Raw genomic sequence first — 22927 nt, forward strand, 5'->3', positions numbered from 1 at the left:
CTAAAAACAGTTAAGGAAATAGAGGAGTGGGATACAATGTTAAGTGCAAAAACAATTGAAATCGTAAAGTCAACAGTACCATTATTACAAGAAAAAGGCGTTGAAATTACAACGAAATTTTATCAAATTTTATTTTCAGAACATCCGGAGTTATTGAATATTTTTAACCATACGAATCAGAAAAAGGGAAGACAACAACAAGCGTTAGCGAATGCTGTTTATGCAGCTGCAACGTACATTGATAATTTAGAAGCAATTATTCCAGTTGTAAAACAAATTGGTCATAAGCATAGAAGTTTAGGCATTAAAGCTGAGCATTATCCGATTGTAGGTACATGTTTACTACGTGCCATTAAAGAAGTCGCAGGTGCACCTGATGAAGTTTTAAATGCATGGGGAGAAGCATATGGTGTCATTGCTGATGCATTTATTAGCATTGAAGCAGAGATGTATGAAGAAGCTGCACATAAAGAAGGTGGATGGAAAGACTTCCGCAACTTTGTGATTGTTAAAAAAGTGAAGGAAAGCGATGTTATTACGTCATTTTATTTGAAACCTGAAGATGGAGGGAAAGTTTCTTCATTCATCCCAGGTCAATATGTAACGGTTCAAATCAATATTGAAGGTGAGACATATACACATAATCGTCAATACAGTTTATCTGATGCACCTGGGAAAGAATATTATCGTATTAGTGTAAAGAAAGAAAAAGGTGTAGATACACCAGACGGTAAAGTGTCTAATTACTTACATGAACATGTAAAAGAAGGAGATGTTTTACCAGTAAGTGCACCAGCGGGAGATTTCGTGTTAAATATGGATTCAACATTACCAGTTGTACTAATTAGTGGTGGAGTAGGGATTACACCGATGATGAGTATGTTAAATACGTTAATTGAACAAGATTCAAAACGTAATGTATATTTTGTTCATGCAGCAATAAATAGTAATACACATGCAATGAAAGAACACGTTAAGGCAGTAGAAAATGAATATGAACAAGTTAAAGCATATACTTGTTATTCTGCACCGACTGAAAAAGATTTAGAAATGAAGAACTTTGATAAAGAAGGTTTCGTTGAAAGCGAATGGTTAAAAACTATTATTCCGACAACTGAAGCAGAATTTTATTTCTGTGGTCCAGTAGCATTTATGAAGCATATAAATGCTGCACTAACTGATTTAGGTGTGAAACAAGAGCATATTCATTATGAATTTTTTGGCCCAGCAACAAGCTTACAATAAGACGGATGAGAATAAATAAAAAAACGAGGTATTTATTTTACCTCGTTTTTTATTTGTTCTCGTAATAAACGGTTAACTGTTTCACGGCGTATGCCTATCAGTTGACCAATTTCAGTTTGTGTTAATATTTCATATATAGGAATGTCACCTAAATATAATGTGAACCATTCTTGTAAACGATGAAGACGTTCTTTTGGTGAGACGGTTGTCAATTGATCAATTCGTTGTTGCATCATTCTTAATTTCGATTGCAATTGCATAGCGATGTTGGCATATGATTCAGGATTTGCTTGAAGTCTCTCATACCATTCACTACTAGTAATTGGTTCCACTTCTGTTTTTATTAAAGCGATAGCTGTACCGTGATATTCTTTCGGTGAAATTAAAGAATGATGAGGTATCGTTTCGCCTGGAACGATAATGTTGAATAAAAATGGTGTTCCGTCTTCTTCTAACCGAACTACTTTTAATAAGCCTGTTTTTATAAAGTATAAAGGACCGTCCTCACCTTGACGGAATAGTACATCTCCTTTGTGTAGAATCAATGTTAGCCCCCCATTAATATGTTTCTATTTCTTCTATTTTAGCGTATATGTATATAGACAATATGCTATTTCAACAGCAATTTCATTGACGAAATGTATGCTATTACAGTAGTATACTATTTAGTGTGTAATAGTACTAGCAATGAATACGCTGTAGGGGGTTTAGTATATTGTTAGATGCGATGAGAATGACGGATATGAGAATTCCGGCGAATGCTATCATTCATGTAGAAGAGATGAAAGGTGGAGTCGTTTTATCCGTTGAAGTAGACGGCCAAATTATTTATACGATGGCTTATGATGAAGAAACAGATAGTTATGCTGAATTATATGATCGAAATGATAAGAGGGCGTGCCAAGTACATGAAGACTTTATGGGATGGTCACTTCTTCACTAAAAAAGATGTCAATATGACATCTTTTTTTATTAAATCGATAGAATATACAAAGAAATGAAATATAAGGATAAAATTTGTAATAATTGATTTTGCATTGTTAGCACTCTGTAACTGCAAGTGAACTATTTTTTCGCTATCATAAAGATAACAGTCGCAGTTATAGGAGTGGTCAACTTGAAGAAAGTACATATTTCAAATTATATGTTATTATGTGTTTGTTTAATTTTATTTGTTCTCCTCGGAGGATTTTTATATTCATGTGTATAAGAAAAACGCATTCTAAAAAGAATACGTTATAAAAGGGAAATAATGATTAATCTAGTTCCAAGAATAATTAACGTAATACGTAATAAATTAATTACGGCGTTACCACTTAGTTTTGTATTAATGTAAGCCCCGATTTTTCCGCCGATCCATGCACCAGGAATAAGGATTAATGCATAAATCCAGCTGACATTTCCAAGTGAGATGTGAGTTGCAGAACTTACAATTGCTGATAGAAATACGATGAACATTGAAGTTGCTACTGCAATATGTGCTGGGAATGCAAAAAGAAGCATCATTGCTGGAACAAGTAAGGCACCGCCACCAATTCCAAATAACCCAGATATAAACCCAACTATAAAGGCAATAAAGATAGCAAGAAACGGTGGGAATTGGTAGTGTACAGTATTTCCATCATTATCTGTAAAAGAACGCTTAATTACAGACGTATTTGAGAGGGAAAGAGGTTTTAACTTGTCTCGAAGCATAAGTAGAATTGAGACGAATATAAGGAAAATCCCAAAGTATAAAGAAAATGTGTCTTGGTTTAAAAATTTATTTGCCCATGATCCGATAATACCACCAGGGCCGCTTCCGATAAATAAAATAAGTCCACTTTTATAATCTACTCGTTTATGCTTCATGTAAGTAAGGGTGGAAGATAGCCCTGTAAAAACGACTGTTACCATAGAAGTCCCTACTGCAAGTTGTGGTGATAAACTGTGTAATCCAATTAATAACGGAACAATAATAATTCCGCCTCCAAGCCCAACTAGGCTGCCGACTGTCCCGGCGATTAGTCCGATGAAAAGTAACATGATGTATTCCAAAATTGCCAACTCCTCTAAATAACTTATCCACCAATTATTATACACGCTTTTTAATGAGAAATAGGCTTGTTCACAAAAAAGTCGTCTTCCTAGAAAAATAAGGAAGACGACTTTTGATTAGAAAACAAAATGTAATAGATAGTAAAACAGAGCAGCTAAAGAAGCTGAAATAGGAAGTGTAATAACCCATGTAATTAACATACGTTTTGCAGTTCCCCATTTTACCCCTTTCACACGGTGAGAAGCACCAACCCCTAAAATAGAAGAAGAGATAACGTGCGTCGTACTAACCGGTAAGTGAATGAATGTTGCACCGAAAATAACAAGTGATGATGATAAATCGGCAGCTACACCATTTACAGGACGAATTTTCATAATTTGTCCACCGACAGTTTTAATAATTTTCCATCCACCGACAGAAGTACCAAGCCCCATTGCGATAGCACAAGATAATTGTACCCAGAACGGAATATCGCTAGAAGTATGATAGTTATTAGCCATAAGAGCCATCGTGATGATTCCCATTGCTTTTTGTGCATCATTCGTACCGTGTGTATAGGCTTGTAATGCTGCAGTGAAAATCTGGAATATACGGAAGTTTTTGTTCGTTTTCGTTAAGTTAAAGTTTTTAAAGACCACTTTAAAAATACTGTATACGATATAACCAATAACGAAAGCGATAATTGGTGAAATGATTAAAGCTTCAAGAATTTTAATGAATCCTTTAAGGTTTAATGAGCTAATACCAGCAGCAGCAATGGCTGCACCTGCGATTGAGCCAATAATTGCATGCGAAGAACTACTTGGGATACCGTAGTACCAAGTAATTAAGTTCCATGCTATCGCCGCAAGTAAAGCAGCTAAAATTACAAGAGAACCATTTTGTAAAGCAAATGGGTCAACGATATCTTTTGTAATCGTTTTTGCTACACCTGTAAATGTCATTGCACCTAAAAAGTTCATAATAGCTGCCATAATAATTGCATGTCTAGGCTTTAGAGCTTTCGTTGAAACAGCCGTTGCAATAGCGTTTGCTGTATCGTGAAATCCATTGATAAAGTCAAAAGCTAAAGCGCAAATGACTACTAAAACGGTCAGTATCAAGAGTGTATCCATGATCAAACTCCTTACGCGTTCTTCATAATAATTGTTTCTAATACGTTTGCAACGCTTTGACAGCTATCAGCTACTTCTTCAAGCTCTTCGTAAATCTCTTTAAATTGAATAATCTTAATCGGATCTTTCTCACGAGAGAATAAGTGCTTAATCGCATGACGACGAATATCATCGCATTGTGATTCGTAATCCTTAATCTTGATTGCGTTCGTACGAATGTCGACTAACTTCTTTTTAGACAGCAGTTCAACAGAATTTGCAATTTCAATTGCACATTGATTAATTGCTTCTACGAATTTAATCATGTATTCATCAGCTTCTGTAATAGAATACATTTCGAACAGACCAGCACTGTGATCTAATCCGTCTAATACATCATCCATACTCATTGCAAGTTGTAGGATGTCCTCACGTTCAATCGGAGTAATAAACGCTTTGTTTAGCTCCATAATGATTTCGTGAATAAATGAGTCACCTTTTGACTCATACTCTTTCATGCGCATAGAAAACTCTTTTAAATCGCTAGCATTTTTAATTTTATACTCCACGAAAAATTGCGCGCCTTCTTTTAAATTTTCGGAAACATTCATTAACATTTCAGAAAATTTATCTTTTTTTGATTTAAAGACCATTATTGTTACCCCCACAAAAGTAATATATGTAAAATATATTGGCTAATCAATTCTAACAAAAAACTGTCGTTTTTTAAAACATTTTATCGAAAAGTTTACAAAAACTTAACATAACTCTCGTTGTTCTATTAATAATATTAATATCCAATAGTGAATATCTTACTTGTAGAATGTCCTTTTCTTGCAAAAAGTATGAATGTAAAAGAAAAGCTTTACACTATAGGAATGACTACGTTATTATAATAAATTTAAAAGGCGGTATATTCTTCCTTTTAAAAAGAAGAGTGTAAATAAATGAAGGAAGTGAACGAATGAAATTGAAGAACACTCATTTTAAAAAAATGCTTGAGTGGTTCAATAAGAGGAAGAAACTTCGTAATTCATTAATTGTATTGGGAAGTGTACTCGTTACTATATTTATTGCTGTAAATATAATAATTTCCATTCAAGACATATCTGAATTAAAACAAGCTGTTCCACAACCGACTTTAATTTATGATGCAAATAATGAGGTCGCAACTAAATTAGCTTCTTCGAAAACAGAAGGCGTTAAAAGAAAAGATATTCCTGATATTATGGTTCAGGCAATTGTTGCAGTAGAAGATAAGGAATTTTTTAACCATCATGGTATTTATTATAGTGGAATTATAAGTGCAGTTTTTAAAAATATTACAGCAGGAGAAGTTGTAGCAGGGGGAAGTACAATTACACAGCAGCTTGCGAAGAATGTATTTCTGACACAAGATCGTACATTTTCTCGTAAAATAAAGGAATACTTTTTAACGAAAAAAATAGAACGTACTTATACAAAAGATGAAATTATTGAAATGTATATGAATCAAATTTATTTTGGGGAAGGTGCTTGGGGGATAAAGAGGGCAGCTAAATCTTATTTTGATAAAGAGGTAAAAGATTTATCAATTTCAGAAGCTGCAACGATCGCGGGCTTAATTAAAGCGCCGTCTGCGTATTCGCCTTATAAAAACTTTAATAAATCAATTGAACGACGTAATGTCGTATTAAGTTTAATGAAGGAACAAGGATATATTTCTGAAGAGCAATACAATAAAGAAAAAGAGTCAGGACTTGTATTAAAACGTGGGGTTGATGATAAATATAAAGGTAAATACTCCCAATATGTAGACTATATAGTTAGGGAAGCGATGGATAAGTATGAATTAACACAAAATGAAATTTTAGCAGGTGGTTATCGTATTTATACAGAGTTGGATCCGAAAAAACAACAAGCTGTAGAAGATGTTGTGAATAATGATAGTTATTTTAAAGATAGTGGCTCAGATCAACTTATGCAAACGGGTGTAGTCCTTATAAATCCCAAAACAGGCGGTGTTCCAGCTTTAGTTGGGGGGAGAGGACCATATCAGTTTTTACAATTTAATCATGCTACGCAATTAAAAAGACAGCCAGGTTCAACATTAAAGCCTCTAGCTGTATATGTACCCGCTTTAGAACAAGGGTATGAGGTATACGATATATTAAAGGATGAACCATTTCATATTAAAGAATATGAACCGAAAAATAGTGATCAGGCTTTTCATGGTAATGTGACAATGTATGAAGCGGTAGCAAAGTCGTATAATGTTTCTGCTGTGTGGTTATTAGAGCAAATAGGATTAGATAAAGGATTGAAATCTTTAGAGCGATTTGGTATTCCATTAGTACCAGAAGACCGTACGTATCCAATTGCTTTAGGTGGGATGCATGTAGGGACATCTCCATTTGTAATGGCCCAAGCATATAGTACATTCGCTAATGATGGGGTTCAAGTAGAGGCTCATGCAATTAGAGAAGTTCAAAATGCTGAAGGGGAAATAATAGGAAAATGGTATAAAAAAGAGACACGAGTGACGAGTGAAAAAATTGCTCAAAAGATGACGTATTTATTAAAAGGTGTAGTCGAAAAGGGAACAGGTGAAAAAGCGAAAGTTAATAATGTTGATACAGCAGGAAAGACAGGGACGACTCAACTTGTAAATGGCCCGAGCGTAGGGGCAAAGGACTCGTGGTTTGTAGGATACACACCAGATTTAGTAGGTGCGATTTGGGTAGGATATGACAAAACAGATAGCGAGCATTATGTTCCGGGTGGTAGCCAAATTACAACGACGATGTTCCGGGATATCATGAAAAAAGCAAATGCAAACCCAGCCCAAAAAGCGTTCCAATTGTCGTTAATATCTGAGGCGGACTATAAAAAACAATTGCAAACAATTGAAGAAGAAAAGCGAAGAAAAGAAGAAGAAAAGAAAAGGCAAGAAGAAGAGCAACAAAGGAAAAAAGAACAGCAAGAGTGGTTTGATAAAGTGAAAGAGTGGATTCCATCATTATGGTAAAAAAAGAGGCGAATTTCATTATTCGCCTCTTTCTCGTGTGAAAAATAAAGTGAGCTCATAATGAGTGAGATAAATGCTACTATTCATTAAGAGTAATGTTCGTACTGCCAAAGGATTGAGAATCGTATGTGACGATTATTGTTCCTTTACTAATCGGTTCGTAAGGTAATTCTTCTTCATAACTACCATTATTTTCATTATGGATAGACAGCGTGATTTCATCAATTCCTTTATTTGTATACTGATCTTTAATCGTTTCAGCAATTTGAAGTAGAGTTTCGTAATTAGAAGCTTTCGTAATAAGCATTCCTTTTATAACTTTTTTTTCATTATTTGTGGAATTGGAATAAGGGATGTCGTTTTGTTTCGTATACAAAAGTTTGTATGGAACTGTTTTTCTCTCTGCTTTTGAAATAGTGGAGTATTTTAGAGTTAAAAAAAATCCTACACATAAAATAATGCATATCATAAGAGCAATCCAAATGCGTATCAGTGACATAACTCTCATTTTTCATCCCTCTTTCATATCTTTGACTTCATTATTTATCATACAAAATGAGGATTAAGATAGAGTAAATTTGAGGTAAAGAAACGTAAAGAAGGAGCACTTATCCTCCCAAATAAGTGCTCCTTTTTATTAAAAGAGAGATTTAATAGACAATCAAAAGCAAACCTATTACTTATAAATGTGCTTAGTCCTCCCAAAATATTATCGGAAATTGTGGTTAGTAAATTCGGAAGACAGATAGTGTCGCAGTTGTATCGCCCGCAGGTCCTTGAGCGCCTTGAGGCCCTTGAGCACCAGTAGTCCCCGTAGTTCCTCCACCTAGGCAACCAGATCCATATTGAACTAGAATAGCTTGACCAAGAGCTTGAAGAAGTCTAACAAATTCTGTAAGTTCTGACTTAGGGATGTTAATATGGCTACATGCTCTTACTTCGCAACAATCATTACCATAAAATACTTTTCCTTTATTTTTATTGTTCATCTTTTCATTCTTTTCTTTCATAGAATCATTAGTCATTACTATATATTAAAATGAAATTTATACTAAATTCGTGATGGACAAACTACCATTTCTAAAAAAATAAGAAATTGGCCCACCTAGAAAGAAATAAGTAAGATATAGAGAAAGGTTTATATAATGTAAAGAAGAAAAGTGCAACATAAAAAACTACATGCTAATTGTTGGGAGTGTTTAACAATTGGCATGTAGTTCGTGGATTAGTCCTTTATTTACATTGATTTAATTTTTCAAGGGTTGTTTTAGGTAAGATTGGAATTGAAATAGTGAAAGTTGTACCATCTTCATTACTAGTCATTTTTAATGTGCCGTTATGATTTTGGATGATTTTTTTTGTTACTGACAAGCCTAGTCCTGTTCCCGAATCCTTCGTTGAGAAGAATGGATCAAAGATATATTCTTGAATAGCTGGAGGAATACCAATTCCATTATCTGTGAAAGTAATCCGAACGAAGTTATCAAGGCGATAACTAGTAATTTGAATAGAAAGAGGTTTGTCGCCTTGAGCATCGACGGCATTTTGAAATAGATTTAAAAACACTTGAACAAGTTCATGTCGATCAATATTGACTAAAATATCATCTAATTCATTAGAGAAGTTATAATCAATTGAAATGTTATGCAAGGAGACTTCACTAGCTAGTAACTGTTCAATATAGTCACGTAAAAATGTATTGATCGGAAACGGTTCTCTTGTAAATTCCCGTGTTTTTGAAACAGCTAAAAATTTTGTAATAATATTATTTGCACGATCTAATTCAGGGATAAGCAAGTTTTTAAATAACTCTTGATTTGATGTAGAAACGCTTTCTTGTAAAAATTGTAAGTATCCTCGTACTGTTGTAAGAGGATTTCGTACTTCGTGTGCAATTCCAGCTGCGATTCGCCCTGCTAACGAAAACTTCTCTGCATCACGTTCTGTATTTAAATAATGAAAGACACTAATAACTCTAAAAATCTCACCGTTATAATCACGAATAATTCGGTTATTTATAATACCGTAATTTTTGTCTAAAACTTCTTCATTATATATTTCTGTTCCCGTTCTTAATGTTTCAATTGCTTTAATTTTTTCTTCCGGCAAGTTTAGTAATTGTTGAATTGGTTTTCCAATAATATCATTACGTATTACACCGAAATCATCTGCGGCAACTTGATTACATAAAGTAATATTCCCTTTACTATCGACAAAGGTTACATGATGTGAAAAGGCATCAAAAATATGAACAAAGTGTTTTTCAAGTTGTTCAAATAAAAATAATGAATCACAAGTAAGTTGAAAATTAGCTTCTTTATTTTCTTTTGGTATTTCTTGAATGGAATGAGTTGTTCTGGTTTTCTTTATTCGTAAACCAATATGTGGATTTTTGTATGTGAAATGATGTGGTAATTGATTCACAAGTTCTTCATAAAAACGTACTTTATTTTCTAGTTCTTCAATTCGTTTTTCATGAGATACAGTAGCATCGTTTGGAAGCATAAATAAATAACCCCTCATTTTAAAAATTCTTCCATATAGTATATCATATTTTTATAAGGATACTCTTAAAGAAAAGGCTACATGATGCAAAGTGTTTGGAAAGTGAATAGAAGATGAAGTTAAAAAGGGAGGGATATATGTGCTGTTCATTGGAGTGACAGGATGGGGAGATCATAATTCTTTATACATAGATTCCTATGAAAATAGAAATAAATTACGAACATATAGCGAGTATTTTCCTATTGTGGAAGTGGATAGTTCATTTTACGCGATGCAACCTGCACGAAATTATATAAAATGGGCAATGGAAACGCCGAAAGATTTTTCTTTTGTCGTAAAAGCGTATCAAGGAATGACAGGACATATGAAAGGTGAAATTCCTTTTTCTACGTTCGATGAGATGTTTGATGTGTATAAACAGTCTATTCTTCCTTTATTAGAAGCTGATAAATTAAAAACAATTTTATTTCAATATCCACCATGGTTTGATTGCAAAAAGAAAAATGTAGATTTTCTTCGATATACGAAAGAAAAAATGGAAGGTTTACCATGTGCAATAGAATTTCGAAATCAAACATGGTTTTATCCAGAAATGAGAGATAAGACGTTACAGTTTCTAGAACAGGAGAAATGGGTTCATACAATTTGTGATGAACCACAGGCTGGGATAGGTTCTGTGCCACTCGTGTTAGAGGTTACGAATTCAGACATGGCATTAATACGTTTTCACGGTCGAAATGTTCATGGTTGGCTTGATAAAGGGGAGAATTGGAGAGCGGTTCGCTGTTTATATCGCTACAACAATAAAGAACTGGAAGAATGGGTTGAACGACTAGAGCAATTAAAAAAGAAAACAAAGGATATATACGTACTGTTTAACAACAATTCAGGTGGGGATGCAGCAGATAATGCGAAACAGCTTATGAAAATGATGAACATTACATATGGTGAGCCAAAGCCGGAGCAATTAAATTTTTTTGAATGATAATAAACAAGAAAGGCACTGTACAAACAGGGGGAATGTACAGTGCCTTTCTATATGAAAAAGAGGGGTAACAATGTTACTGAGCGTTTGGTTGATTCATCAATTGTTGGCTTCATAATAAATGATAATGGTTATCATTATCATTGTCAATGGTTTTTCTAAAAATATATAAAAAACTTTGTATATTTTAAATAGAGATAAAAAAAGAACAGCATTAATGCTGTTCTTTTCCGTTGACGAATTGTTGTAAATCAAAAGGAGTTATCGCCTGGATAAATTCTTTTGAGATAAGTGTTTGAACGAGAGTGCTCTCAGAGATAGAAGCACCTGTTTTCTTTTCATAAGCTTGTTTTAATAAATCAAGTTTTTCAGCCGTTTCTTTTGGTAATTCAATTGTAAGTGTGTTCATAATTTCTCCCCCTTATTATTAGAGTACCACTACAGTATAGGAGAGACAAGAAAAGAGAATATGAAATATAAAAAAGGTTACCAAATTTTCAAATGGTAACCTTTTTTATGTATAAGAGTTATTAAGCAATACCGATATACTTTAAAGTTTTTGATGGAGTACTGTGATCAAAGAAGTGTTGTAAAAATGCAATATCAACACCTGATTTGTATGCACAATAACCCCAAGTTTTTCGAAGTGTATGTGAGCTAATCCCTTCTAATCCAACTTCTTTTGCAGCTTTGTTTAAAATGTACCATGCATGTTGTCTCGTAATAGATTTTGTTCCTTTTTGAGATTTTAACAATGGTTCATTACGTTTCCAAGTTTTACGTTCTTTCATGTAGTCTTCGATTGCGTGCTGTAAGTCTTCATTTACAGCAAACCATTTATGTTTCTTCACTTTTTCATTGTAAAATAAAATGGAATGGCGAACATTTTCATTTTCATCGATTACATCACTAACTTTTAATTGTAAGATTTCACTTACTTTTAAGCCAGAATTTACAGCTAATACGAATAATAAGCCATCACGTTTCGAAGATTGTAAAAGTATATTTTTGATAGTTTCTAATTGTTTTTCATTTTGAATAGGTTGTCCTGCTTGTTTCATTTCACGCACTCTCCTCTTTTATATGTGTAAAGGAAAGGATTAACTTGTTTCTTACTATAAAGGGAGAGTGTGAATTTCATGTGAACTCCTAGTGAAATTAAGACAAATTATTTGACTTCTTTTACTTTTTGTAAATTGAAATAGAATACAACACTGTTAGTCGTATTATACACACCGTATTCGGCATGATGGAGGTCTAAAATGTTTTTTACAATAGATAATCCAAGACCGGTACCTCCAGTGTGACGGCTACGTGATGCATCTAGACGATAGAAGCGATCCCAAATTTTTTCAAGACTTTCTTCAGGGATAGGGTTTCCTGTATTTTCGATTTCGACTTTTACGGTATCTTCTGCTTCTATAATAGAGACTTGTATTTTTTCTCCATCTGGCGTATAACGGATTGCATTACTTAGTAAGTTCACAACTACTTGCTCAATACGGCTACGATTTGCTTTAACAAGTATAGAAGGGTCTGCATCGACATTCACTTGTAAATGTTTTTCTTCCATGCTAAATAATAATTTTGTGTAGACTTGTTGCGTTAATTCACCGATCGAGAACGTCGTCATATCTAGTTTGTAAGTACCAGATTCCAACTTTGCTAATTCTAACATTTCAACAATCAGCCTGTTCATATTTTCTGTTTCTTCTAAAATAACATCAGTATAATACGAAGTATCCTTACTAACACCATCTTTAATTCCTTCTGCAAAACTTCTAATTACACTCAGTGGTGTTTTTAATTCGTGTGACACGCCAGAAATGAATTCTTTTCTTGTTTTTTCTAATTGACGTTCACGTTCAATATCTTGTTGTAACTTTGTATTAGCGACATTTAATCGATCGATTCGATCTTTTAAATTTACAGATAATGTATTGATACTGCCAGAAAGCCCGCCAATTTCATCGTCAGCTGTAACAGGTAATTTCTCGCTGAAATCAAAATTGGCCATTTTTTTTGTAACACGATTTATTTTAATTAATGGCTTAACAATGATTTTTGAGTAGTAGAAGGATAACAAAATAATAACGAGAAACACGATGATTAAGGCATAAACATAATAGTCTTTTAAAACGAGCATCGCTTCATTAACGGGCTGCAAAGATGCTATCGCAAAAGCATATTCTGTAATCTTTCCGTTTTCTATAATCGGTTTTACAAAGATACTATTTTTTATATTTTCGCCACCATCTAATATGAACGTGTTTAATTGGTTCGAGTTAGAAGTGCCATCTCTAATAATATCTGCAAAATATTGAACGGCTTGTAATGTTTCAATATCATTTGCAAGACGAACCTCAGCTTTTGATGGGAGCTGTAACTTAGTTATAACACCTGTAAAGACGATGCGAGTTGTAGATTTGTATCGGCTTGCAAGTCTATTCTTGGAAGGATTACCATTAATCGACTGAAAATCCGAATAGAAATGTTCGTTTTGCCATTGATTATAATTCGTTCCTAATTTTTGTGGTGTGATTATATTATTCTCTTGTACGACTCCATCAACATTAATTATTACATCTTTTTTTAAACCTAAATTTTCGAATTTATTATATTCTTCTGGTGTTAAAAGATTATTGAGTGGAATGGAATACTGTTTATTATTGTTGGGATTAAATACATCGATATAGTAATTGTTATCACTTTTAATAATACCGTTAGAATCCAAAAACTGCATATCGGCATTTGTTTTATCATGAAATTCTTGTTTTAGTTTTCTAATTTTCTCATAACTTTTATCACTTTTGTCATAATTATCTACGAATTTTTCAAAAGCAGTTTGAACTGTTTTTACTTTTTTATTAATATAAAATTTCTCTAAAAATAGAGATTGTCCTAGGAAAAAAAGTAGGAATATGATTGTAAATAAAGTTGATGTTAATAAAAATAGTTTAAAGACGATACTTCTGTTTTTCACTGCGTCACCTCTTATGAGAAATACTGTAAATGATTTCTTTATCCCGCTTTAACGGGTAATAAGACTCCTACTTCAAAATTCGGCAAATACAAGGGAGTTAGGCGGGAGATCAACTGCCCGTAAAATCCTGATTGGTTCAACTAATAATCAGTGGGGAATGGGAAAAATCCCCACTGATTAAAGTTTCACTTTATTATAACAAACGTTACAAGAAAGTAGAGGGGAGAAATCTGTCTCTTTATGAAATAGTTATTTATAAAAAGTCACATAAAAAGAACTCGCCAGACGTATGACAAGTTCTTTAGTGTATTATTGTTGAATTGCTGCATCTAAAGCGATTTCAATCATTTCGTTAAATGTAGTTTGACGCTCTTCAGATGTTGTTTCTTCGCCAGTGAAGATGTGATCGCTAACTGTTAATACAGATAATGCATTTACACCGTATTTCGCTGCTAATGTGTAAAGAGCAGTTGTTTCCATTTCTACTGCTAATACACCGTAATCTCCAAGTTTTTTAACCATGTCCATGCTTTCACGATAAAACACATCTGCTGTTAAAACGTTACCGACACGAACGTGTAATCCTTTTTCAGTTCCAGCATCGTAAGCTTTCTTTAAAAGATCAAAGTTTGCAGCTGGTGCAAAATCAAATCCTGGGAATGTTAAACGGTTCATATTAGAATCAGTACAAGCCGTCATTGCGATAATAACATCACGAACTTTTACATCTTTTTGAATTGCACCGCAAGTTCCAACGCGAATTAAATTTTTAACTCCGTAGCTTTGGATTAATTCGTTTGCATAAATAGAAATAGAAGGAACACCCATACCTGTACCTTGAACAGATACACGTTTTCCTTTATAAGTTCCAGTGAAACCTAACATACCACGTACGTTATTATAGCAAGTAACATCCTCTAGAAATGTTTCAGCGATATATTTTGCACGTAATGGATCACCAGGTAATAGAATAGATTCAGCGATTTCGCCTTGTTTTGCTTCGATATGTACACTCATGAAAAGTCCTCCTTATAATGTATTGATAGAAATCAATATCATTTGCATTATACACTACGAATCCTTTCAATTAAAATCTTTTTATTATTTGTAATATGTGCAAAATAGGAGGATTTCATAAATCATAATCTAGAATATATACCTTAAGAAGTTTTGTATGAACAGAGACAATAAAAATGGTAGGTGATGTTTTGAAAAATCTTGTCATTGGGCTTATTGCGTTAGTACTTATTGTGGCAGGAGGATTTTACATAAAAAAATATCAAGAAAACGAAGAGACTGTAGGAGATGTTCAGGAAGTAAAGTGGGATGTGTCAAATGGAAAGGGAAATGAGAAAGTAGATATTGTATTTCAGTTGTTAAACAAAAAGAATAATGAAATTCGTGGTTTAAATGATCAAATTCGGGCAGTGATTGTAGATGGACAGTTAAAACACATACAACAAATTAAACCTACATTTGCAGGGAACGGGTCATATAAGTTATCTTCCAAAATAGCGAAAGACGAAGAATATACAATATTTTTATACGAAGATAAAAATAAGTCCGTAGAGTCATTCGCTAGGAAAGATTTTGGTAGAACGAAAGAGGAGAACAATAAGAAAAAAGTGAAATTTCCAATCGACAGTGTACTTACAAAAAAAATAGGAGAGTATGAAGTTTCTCTTTTATTTGGCGCATTACATCCGAATGAACCAGTTACGTTAACATTTCAGTTTCAAGCGAAAAAGGGTGAAAAATTGAAATTACATTCAGAGAGAGGAGAAGTAGAGTCACTCTATATCGTGGATGAAACGAAGGAGAACTTTTTATACGCTATGCCTGTAGATACGGATGAGCAATTACAATACCGGATTACATTTCCTGCCGAGGGCACGTATAAAATGTGGGGGAATTTCTATATAAATGGTAAGAAGTATGAAAAAGAATTTATTGTACAAGTTCAAAAAAGAAAAAACAGCTAAGAATTTAGCTGTTTTTTCTTTTTCCTATTAATTTTGTTACAGAGAGCATTGTAATTGGTAAAGAATGATTCTTCCTAAATGCTAAATATTTACCGCTCCATGCTGGTTTATATTTTTCTTTAAAATGTCGTAATCCGCTGAAACTATACGTATAACGAACGTTATTAAAGATTGCAGCAGCCACTCGTTCAGACCAGAAAGACTGTGTGGATAAACCAACATTTGAAAGTGGTGCCATACCAATATTAAAGGAGTGGTATTCATTTTCTTTTGCCCATTGGAATAAGTGGATGAAAATTGCGTCCATAATGCCGCTAGGCGCATCGGGATAATATCGCATTAAATCGACAGATAATGATCCGTTTTGATATACGGGCATGAATGTTGTGAATGCAATAATTTTTCCATCTGCATCAGATAATGTTGCGATAGGGGCACGACTAATATATTCACGATCGAAGTATCCGAGTGAAAAACCTTTCTCTTTTTTTCCACCAAGCCATGCATCTGAAACTTTTCTTAACTCTTCATATAATTCGTCTGAGAAAGGTGGCTCGTGAATAGAGAATGTATAGCCTTCTCTTTCAAAACGGTTGAAAGTAGCTCGCATGCCAGCGCGTTTCTTTCCTGTTATTGTAAATGTATTTAAATCAACAACAGCTTCTTCACCGAGCTTAAAGAAGTTATAACCAAAATCGTGATATAAACTCATCCATTTACTTTCAATTTGGTAGAATACACAAATGTATCCAAATCGATCAGCCTCAGCTAAAAACTCTTGCAGTACAGTACGATAGGAGGAAGGGTCCCCAATTGGATCACCTAGTACAATAAGTCGTTTTCCAGTTATTGAGAAGAGAATGAGTGCTTTTCCATCACTACTGAAAAAGAACTGCTTATCTCCTAAAAAACCTAAATGACTAAGTACGTTTCCACCATGTTCATCTAAGAAGTTTTGTAATCTTTTATCATTAGCTGGTTGCCCGGGAAATTCATTTCGATAACGATTTGCAATGAGTGAACCAATTAGTAAAAAAGTAGGAACAAAAAAGGCAGCTGCTAATGCACTTCGTTTCACTTGTGTAATATTACGAACGACAAAATCAGGTTTGAAAGCTTCCTTTGCACCTGCAAATAAAATACCTAAGTTTTTATATAAATATAACGTTACAAGTAGGAATATAAAAACTTTTACGATATCGGAAAGTGAGACTTCCATTTTCTCACGTACAAACCTTTTACGAAGCATATACAATACAGCGAGTACGATTAATAAAATAAACGTTTCTTCAACATCAATTCCTTTTAGTGTATTAAAAATAGCCGCTCCAATTAAAGAAACAATCGTCATATAATAAGAACGTTTTGTTCCGTAATATATCCCCCGTGAAAGAATGAGTAGGAGAATACCGAATGTTAGCGATAAGCTAAAAGAAAATTGAATAAGGTGTTTTGGAGCTAGAATATGTAAGGCGTGTGCCCGATTTATACTTGTCGGTAGAATGGTTGATAAAATAACCATTAAGCCAGCAAATACTGTTAAAGCAGCAGATGCCCAAGAACCTAACTTTCCTAGAAAGTCACGCTGCAAAGTCCATATAACACCAGTTGTCTCTAATGCAGGCGCAATAAAAGGTTTATCTTCAAACTTTTTAATGGCTACTCCTGTCATTTCAAAAGCTGCAAAAATGAGACCAAGGCAGAATGGTAAGATGTAATAGACGAGACGATATAATAACATAGCAGGGAGTAAAACACCTGTATCGATGCCATATTGCCCAAGCCCAGTTAAGAAGACAAGATCAAATGATCCAAGGCCACCAGGAACAAGACTAACGACACCAGCTAAAGCAGCAATGACATATACGCCTAAAAACTTTTGGAATTCGATTTCAATGCCAAATAATAATAATATGACGTACATAACAATACCAGCAGATACCCATTCGACTAATGAAACTAATGAGTATAAAACGGTTGGGTTTTTCTCCTCTTCTTCTTGTCCCTCTGTTTGCGTCGCTTTTCTATTTTTTAATTTAGAAAACCCGATATATATAGGAACGAAAAGAGCAAAGAAGATAAGAACAGGCCATAGCCATGGTTTTTCATGCAAAATAAATCTCGTGTCTAATATTCCGATAAGACCAAGAAATGAAAGAATGGCTAATCCATTAATAAAGGCAGTTGTCATCCAAGCGATACTTTTAATAAGTTTTCCATTTTCTTTTATGTATGGACGATAAAGCATTGTGCGTACGCCGGCTCCAACGAGACCACCAAACCCGATAAATCCATTTAAAGTATTAGCAATCCACGAGATACGGAAAATCTTTTGGACAGGAATATCAGCTTTTAAGTAACGAAGCATAACATAGTCATAAAAGAACATTGTTGATACAGCGAATGCACCAAGTGTAATTGCTAAAAAGACTCCTCCAGTTGGAATGTTTTTAATTGTATCAATCGCTTCTAAAAAAGAAATGCCCGCTAATTCTTTTTTTGCTTGAAAGAATACAATTGTTAATACAACAAATGGGAAGATAATTTTCCCGATTTGTAAGAAACGTTTCCATGAAAACGACATAAATACAACTCTCCTTGTGTAAGAAAACTGAGACAATAATATTATTATGACAAACTTCAAGAAAAATAAAAAGGTAAATTCCTGTATAGGGGAGCTATTTTTTATATAGGTATATTTAAAAGAATATTTTGTTTATCAGAAAATTAAGTTAGAATAAGATAAAAGAAGGAGGAGGGGGGAGTATATGATTATAAAAGGTTATGTAGGATATGAGTTAGAAAAAGCGAAACCTAATACATCAGAGGATTTTTTTAACAGATCTGAAGTGACATATATATTAAATGATAAAGAGAAAACTTTTTCGGTTTTATACGTTCGATATTTTGAAGAAGTTTTACAAGAAATTACTCCTTTTGAAGGAAATCCAGTGTATAAAGTAGAAGAACAACACATATATTTGCGCGATATTGTAGCGATATGTTGTTTAGTGAAAGATAGGGAGCTTCGTGCGCAAAAACGTTTGTATTTAAATAATATGGAAGAATTTCAACAATATTTTGATGAGGGAACGGTGTTGAAAGTACAAGAAATATTGGCTGAATTACATAAAAATAAAAGAGTAGAAATAGCGTAAAATGGCAAAGGAGAGAGAAAAATGTCTAATTTGATGGTTGAAAATCAAACAGAGCAAGTTTCTATATTTTTAGAAGATGCTATTCATTTAATAACCAATTATGTAAATTATCATACGTTGCCTTCTTTATTAGAGGAGACACCGGCAGGGAACGAGCAATATTATAAAGGGTTATTAGCATCAATGAGACGACTTCTCGTTTTTTGCGAAGAAGGACATGATGCATGTTTTGTTTTGTTGAATAGTCAGCCATTTCGAAAAACAGCAGCTGAAAAAATTTTATATAAGATTTACCATCAAGTAATTGCAGAGTTTTTTTCACCGAAGAGTGATTATTGGTATGAAAATAGTCGGTCTGCATATACAGGAAAAAATTCTATCGTTTTTCAACAAACACCACCTGCATCTTTGGGGCAAGTGATGAAGAGTTTAGAAGGTAAATTTCAATTGATGCGTGAAGAACTAGAATATTATGAGACGGATTATCAGACAAAGATGTTACACAAATATTGATTGCGGAAAAGAAGCTAAGGTGACTTAGCTTCTTTTCCTTTTGTACAGTTATATAAGGGATTTTCATTGAATATAGTTAAGTGGATAGCATTAGGGAGGTGCAACATGAATCAGCAAGGTGTATTTACAGATTACTTTCATGAAGTAGAAAATTGGTGTGAAAGTGTTCTTCACGTATTAGATAGCCGTGCAATGGAAGTGTATGATGTCCATATGCTTGCTTATAAAATTCAGACGTTGTTAGAGCGTATGAAAGAGCATGAGTATGAAACAGATGCAGAGTTTATGTATGAAATAAGTGATGATGTAGAACATATTCAGCATCACTTGCAGGAAGTATTTATGCAAGAAGAAGAGGAATATGAATTATATGAAAGAGGGGATAGCGAACGAGCTGTTCCAATTGGAGGACATACACTCCCGCCATTACCTTATCCGTATAATGCGTTAGAACCGTATATTTCTAAAGAAATTATGATGTTACACCATGATAAACATCATCGGAGTTACGTGGAAGGGTTAAATAAAGCAGAGAAGATGATGGAAGAAGCGAGAAAAATAAATCAATTTGATTTAATTAAGCATTGGGAAAGAGAAGCGGCTTTTCATGGGTCAGGTCATTACTTACACACGATATTTTGGAATAACATGAAAAAAGACGGTGGTGGAAGTCCAAGAGGTGCTTTTTCACAACAAATCGAACAAGATTTTGGGAGCTTTTTACGTTTCCAAAAACATTTTACAGAAGCGGCCTCTAAAGTAGAAGGTTCAGGCTGGGCAATTCTCGTTTGGGTGCCCCGGTCTGGAAGGTTAGAAATTTTGCAAAGTACACTTCATCAATTATTTACACAATGGGATACGATACCACTCCTTGTACTAGATGTCTGGGAACATGCGTATTATTTACAATACCAAAATCGAAAAGATGAATATATTAAAAACTGGTGGAATGTTGTAAATTGGCCTGATGTAGAAAAAAGGTTTGAAACTGCGAAACAAATTGAATGGACACCATATTAGACGCAAATTCTCTGCGTCTTTTTTAATGGAAGCAGAAGGAAGATTTCGTTCATATTTTAAAAGGCCAAGCATACACTTGTACAAAAAGTGCCAAAAGGACGTGGGGGGAAATATGAGACGAATTTGTGTAATCATTACGCTTCTTATTATGTACGCAAGCGTTATGCCAATTCCTACATATGCAAAGATGAACAGCAATGTCAGTGCTCGAAATGCTGTATTAATGGAGCAACAGTCTGGTCGTGTATTATACGGAAAAGCAGAACATGAACCTCAAAAAATTGCTAGTATAACAAAAATTATGACTGCCTTGTTAGCTGCTGAATCAGGGAAGATGAAAGAAATGGTGTCAGTTAGCAATGAAGCGGTGAGGGTGGAAGGATCAGCAATCTATTTAAAGCCTGGACAAAAAGTGAAGTTAGAAGATTTAGTATACGGACTCATGCTTAGATCTGGTAATGACGCAGCGCAAGTAATTGCTGAAAGTGTGGGTGGGAGTATAGATGGATTCGTATATTTAATGAATGAAAAGGCGAAAGAAATTGGAATGAAAGATACTCACTTTTCAAACCCTCATGGTTTAGATGGAGATGGATCACATTATTCGTCGGCTTACGATATGGCGTTATTAACGAAGTATGCAATGGGAAACGAGTCATTTAAAAAAATCTTTGGAACAAAAACGTATAAATCCGATTCTTGGGATTACCCGTGGAAAAATAAACATAAGTTGGTAACGTCTTATTATGAATTTGCAACAGGAGGAAAAACAGGCTTTACGAAGAAAGCAGGAAGAACGCTTGTTACAACGGCATCAAAAGATGGACTAGATTTAATTGTCGTAACTTTGAGTGCTTCTAGTGATTGGGATGATCATATGAATCTATTTGACAAAGGATTCGAACGTTTCAAGCAAACGAAAGTTTTAGGACAAGGAGCAATTGCTGAAATAAATGAAAAGAAGTATGCCAACCATGTTTATACGAAAAATAGTTTTTCCGTGCCGTTAACTGAAGAGGAAAGAAAGAACGTGTTATTAAAAGTTGAACTGGATAAAAGTATAACGCTTGAGGATGGAGTAAAGGTTGGAAAGACAGATGTTTATGTTGGCAATGAGAAAGTTGGAGAACGGAATTTATTTTATAGTAAACGGAAGTTAGTAGCTACAACGGGACTTTACTGGAATAATGTGAAAGAAATTTTTTCTTACATGATAGGTGTTGGGAACGATGGTTAATCTCGTATGGGTAGCGATGGCTGTCATTGGGATTGTATACGCCATGATAAATGGAACGATGGAAGAAGTGAATAAGGCTGTATTTGACGGAGCAAAAGATGCAGTAACGATTTGTATAGGACTTATTAGTGTTTTAGTATTTTGGCTTGGTTTAATGAAAATTGCAGAGGAAGCCGGATTGTTAAAAAAATTAGTTTCACTTTTTATGCCGATAGTAAAAAGGTTGTTTCCAGAAATACCAAAGGACCATCCGTCCATGGGATTTATTCTATCAAATATGATGGCAAACTTTTTTGGTCTAGGTAATGCAGCAACCCCTCTTGGTATTAAAGCGATGGAACAACTAAAAGAGTTAAATGGAGGAAAGGATTCGGCGAGCCGTTCTATGGTGACGTTTCTAGCATTAAATACATCAGCTATTACATTAATTCCTACGACAGTCATTTCAATTCGAATGACGTATGAATCAGCCAATCCTACTGAAATTGTTGGGGTAACATTTATTGCACAAGTACTTTCTATGATTGGAGCGATTTGGATTGACCGCTATTTTTACCGAAGAAGGAGTAGAAAGGGGCGGAAAAAATGAGTATTGTAAATACAATTTCTTTATGGGTAATCCCTTGTGTAATTGGTTTTATCCTTTTATATGGCACGATAAAGAAAGTGCCGACGTATGAATCGTTCGTTGAGGGAGGAAAAGAAGGGATTCAAATTGCAATTTCCATTTTACCGTTTATGGTTGGAATGCTTGTTTCTATTTCTATATTCCGATCTTCAGGTGCGCTAGATGCAATGATATCAGTAATGAAGCCAATGCTAGATTTAATTCATGTTCCAGCAGAAATCGTTCCATTAGCACTAATACGCCCTATTTCAGGTTCTGCTGGTCTAAGTATTACGACTGATTTAATTGCCACATATGGGCCAGACTCATTCATTGGGAGATTAGCTTCTACGATGCAAGGGAGTACAGATACGACTTTTTATATTTTAACAGTATACTTCGGAGCTGTTGGTATTAGAAAAATGGGAGATGCATTAAAAGTAGGTCTTTTTGCAGATTTAATCGGAATTATTTGCTCGATTGTCTTTGTTTCCCTATTGTTTCAGTAAAGCTATTCATTTTTTATGCTATTTCGCGTATAATACGTATACGA

23 protein-coding genes are annotated in these 22927 nt (G+C 34.2%); 11 read left to right on the top strand and 12 right to left on the bottom strand.

Going from position 1 to position 22927, the window contains the following annotated elements; translation table 11 throughout:
• Positions 1–36: 36 nt before the first annotated feature.
• On the top strand, positions 37–1245 hold the full coding sequence (hmpA, locus tag QCI81_RS21475) for an NO-inducible flavohemoprotein (protein ID WP_071730754.1): 1209 nt from the start codon (positions 37–39) through the stop codon (positions 1243–1245).
• Between the two features lie 32 nt (positions 1246–1277).
• Here hmpA and QCI81_RS21480 read toward each other — a convergent pair whose 3' ends face one another.
• A complete protein-coding gene (locus tag QCI81_RS21480; protein ID WP_000600585.1) occupies positions 1278–1790 on the bottom strand; it encodes a Crp/Fnr family transcriptional regulator in 513 nt (170 codons plus the stop codon).
• A 170-nt stretch (positions 1791–1960) separates the two neighbouring features.
• On the opposite strand from QCI81_RS21480, the gene QCI81_RS21485 reads away from it, so the two are divergent.
• Positions 1961–2188: a hypothetical protein gene (locus QCI81_RS21485; protein ID WP_000883009.1), complete on the top strand. Its 228-nt coding sequence runs from the start codon at positions 1961–1963 to the stop codon at positions 2186–2188.
• Positions 2189–2481: 293 nt separating this feature from the next.
• Here QCI81_RS21485 and QCI81_RS21490 read toward each other — a convergent pair whose 3' ends face one another.
• From QCI81_RS21490 to QCI81_RS21500, 3 genes are all read right to left on the bottom strand, one after another.
• Positions 2482–3282 (bottom strand): sulfite exporter TauE/SafE family protein, encoded by an 801-nt coding sequence (locus tag QCI81_RS21490; protein WP_000455762.1) that lies wholly within the window; start codon positions 3280–3282, stop codon positions 2482–2484.
• Between the two features lie 117 nt (positions 3283–3399).
• Complete coding sequence (locus tag QCI81_RS21495) at positions 3400–4398, bottom strand: inorganic phosphate transporter (protein ID WP_000380276.1); 999 nt, start codon at positions 4396–4398, stop codon at positions 3400–3402.
• A gap of 11 nt (positions 4399–4409) precedes the next feature.
• Positions 4410–5030 carry a DUF47 domain-containing protein gene (locus tag QCI81_RS21500; RefSeq protein ID WP_000231445.1) on the bottom strand — a complete coding sequence of 207 codons (621 nt, stop codon included), beginning with the start codon at positions 5028–5030 and terminating at the stop codon, positions 4410–4412.
• Between the two features lie 311 nt (positions 5031–5341).
• On the opposite strand from QCI81_RS21500, the gene QCI81_RS21505 reads away from it, so the two are divergent.
• Positions 5342–7384 (top strand): transglycosylase domain-containing protein, encoded by a 2043-nt coding sequence (locus tag QCI81_RS21505; RefSeq protein ID WP_053564901.1) that lies wholly within the window; start codon positions 5342–5344, stop codon positions 7382–7384.
• A 79-nt stretch (positions 7385–7463) separates the two neighbouring features.
• On the opposite strand, the gene QCI81_RS21510 is transcribed toward QCI81_RS21505, so the two are convergent.
• The 3 genes from QCI81_RS21510 to QCI81_RS21520 all read right to left on the bottom strand — a co-directional run bounded on the left by QCI81_RS21510 (position 7464) and on the right by QCI81_RS21520 (position 9889).
• Positions 7464–7892, bottom strand: coding sequence for a hypothetical protein (locus QCI81_RS21510; RefSeq protein ID WP_001265576.1), 429 nt, complete (start codon positions 7890–7892; stop codon positions 7464–7466).
• A 217-nt stretch (positions 7893–8109) separates the two neighbouring features.
• Complete coding sequence (locus QCI81_RS21515) at positions 8110–8394, bottom strand: hypothetical protein (protein WP_063546928.1); 285 nt, start codon at positions 8392–8394, stop codon at positions 8110–8112.
• Positions 8395–8617: 223 nt separating this feature from the next.
• Positions 8618–9889, bottom strand: a complete 1272-nt coding sequence (locus QCI81_RS21520) for an ATP-binding protein (RefSeq protein WP_071714672.1) — start codon at positions 9887–9889, stop codon at positions 8618–8620.
• 139 nt (positions 9890–10028) lie between these two features.
• On the opposite strand from QCI81_RS21520, the gene QCI81_RS21525 reads away from it, so the two are divergent.
• Complete coding sequence (locus QCI81_RS21525) at positions 10029–10874, top strand: DUF72 domain-containing protein (protein WP_000897364.1); 846 nt, start codon at positions 10029–10031, stop codon at positions 10872–10874.
• A gap of 214 nt (positions 10875–11088) precedes the next feature.
• On the opposite strand, the gene QCI81_RS21530 is transcribed toward QCI81_RS21525, so the two are convergent.
• From QCI81_RS21530 to deoD, 4 genes are all read right to left on the bottom strand, one after another.
• Positions 11089–11283 carry a DUF3924 domain-containing protein gene (locus QCI81_RS21530; RefSeq protein ID WP_001094860.1) on the bottom strand — a complete coding sequence of 65 codons (195 nt, stop codon included), beginning with the start codon at positions 11281–11283 and terminating at the stop codon, positions 11089–11091.
• 121 nt (positions 11284–11404) lie between these two features.
• The gene (locus QCI81_RS21535) at positions 11405–11935 is read right to left on the bottom strand and encodes a tyrosine-type recombinase/integrase (protein ID WP_000806236.1); all 531 of its coding nucleotides are present in this window, start codon (positions 11933–11935) and stop codon (positions 11405–11407) included.
• Positions 11936–12042: 107 nt separating this feature from the next.
• Positions 12043–13857 (bottom strand): sensor histidine kinase, encoded by a 1815-nt coding sequence (locus QCI81_RS21540; protein WP_023521492.1) that lies wholly within the window; start codon positions 13855–13857, stop codon positions 12043–12045.
• 309 nt (positions 13858–14166) lie between these two features.
• On the bottom strand, positions 14167–14874 hold the full coding sequence (gene deoD, locus QCI81_RS21545; RefSeq protein ID WP_000110700.1) for a purine-nucleoside phosphorylase: 708 nt from the start codon (positions 14872–14874) through the stop codon (positions 14167–14169).
• A gap of 176 nt (positions 14875–15050) precedes the next feature.
• On the opposite strand from deoD, the gene QCI81_RS21550 reads away from it, so the two are divergent.
• A complete protein-coding gene (locus tag QCI81_RS21550) occupies positions 15051–15839 on the top strand; it encodes a hypothetical protein (RefSeq protein ID WP_000232601.1) in 789 nt (262 codons plus the stop codon).
• A gap of 4 nt (positions 15840–15843) precedes the next feature.
• Here QCI81_RS21550 and mprF read toward each other — a convergent pair whose 3' ends face one another.
• Complete coding sequence (gene mprF / locus QCI81_RS21555; RefSeq protein ID WP_000010853.1) at positions 15844–18423, bottom strand: bifunctional lysylphosphatidylglycerol flippase/synthetase MprF; 2580 nt, start codon at positions 18421–18423, stop codon at positions 15844–15846.
• 184 nt (positions 18424–18607) lie between these two features.
• Between mprF and QCI81_RS21560 the strand changes: the two genes are divergently transcribed.
• The 6 genes from QCI81_RS21560 to spmB all read left to right on the top strand — a co-directional run bounded on the left by QCI81_RS21560 (position 18608) and on the right by spmB (position 22883).
• Complete coding sequence (locus tag QCI81_RS21560) at positions 18608–18997, top strand: hypothetical protein (protein WP_000584358.1); 390 nt, start codon at positions 18608–18610, stop codon at positions 18995–18997.
• Between the two features lie 21 nt (positions 18998–19018).
• Positions 19019–19510, top strand: coding sequence for a YpuI family protein (locus QCI81_RS21565; protein WP_000067551.1), 492 nt, complete (start codon positions 19019–19021; stop codon positions 19508–19510).
• Between the two features lie 105 nt (positions 19511–19615).
• Positions 19616–20530, top strand: a complete 915-nt coding sequence (locus tag QCI81_RS21570) for a superoxide dismutase (RefSeq protein ID WP_071730756.1) — start codon at positions 19616–19618, stop codon at positions 20528–20530.
• Between the two features lie 112 nt (positions 20531–20642).
• Entirely contained in the window at positions 20643–21767 is a 1125-nt protein-coding gene (locus QCI81_RS21575) for a D-alanyl-D-alanine carboxypeptidase family protein (RefSeq protein WP_001252626.1), read from the top strand.
• Positions 21760–22356, top strand: a complete 597-nt coding sequence (gene spmA, locus QCI81_RS21580) for a spore maturation protein SpmA (protein ID WP_000247810.1) — start codon at positions 21760–21762, stop codon at positions 22354–22356. The genes QCI81_RS21575 and spmA overlap by 8 nt, the downstream gene beginning before the upstream one ends.
• Positions 22353–22883: a spore maturation protein SpmB gene (gene spmB, locus QCI81_RS21585; protein WP_000029514.1), complete on the top strand. Its 531-nt coding sequence runs from the start codon at positions 22353–22355 to the stop codon at positions 22881–22883. The genes spmA and spmB overlap by 4 nt, the downstream gene beginning before the upstream one ends.
• Positions 22884–22927: the final 44 nt, after the last annotated feature.

The sequence above is a fragment of the Bacillus cereus group sp. MG20 genome, assembly GCF_040459885.1.
In the GTDB taxonomy this organism is placed as follows: Bacteria; Bacillota; Bacilli; order Bacillales; family Bacillaceae_G; genus Bacillus_A; species Bacillus_A cereus.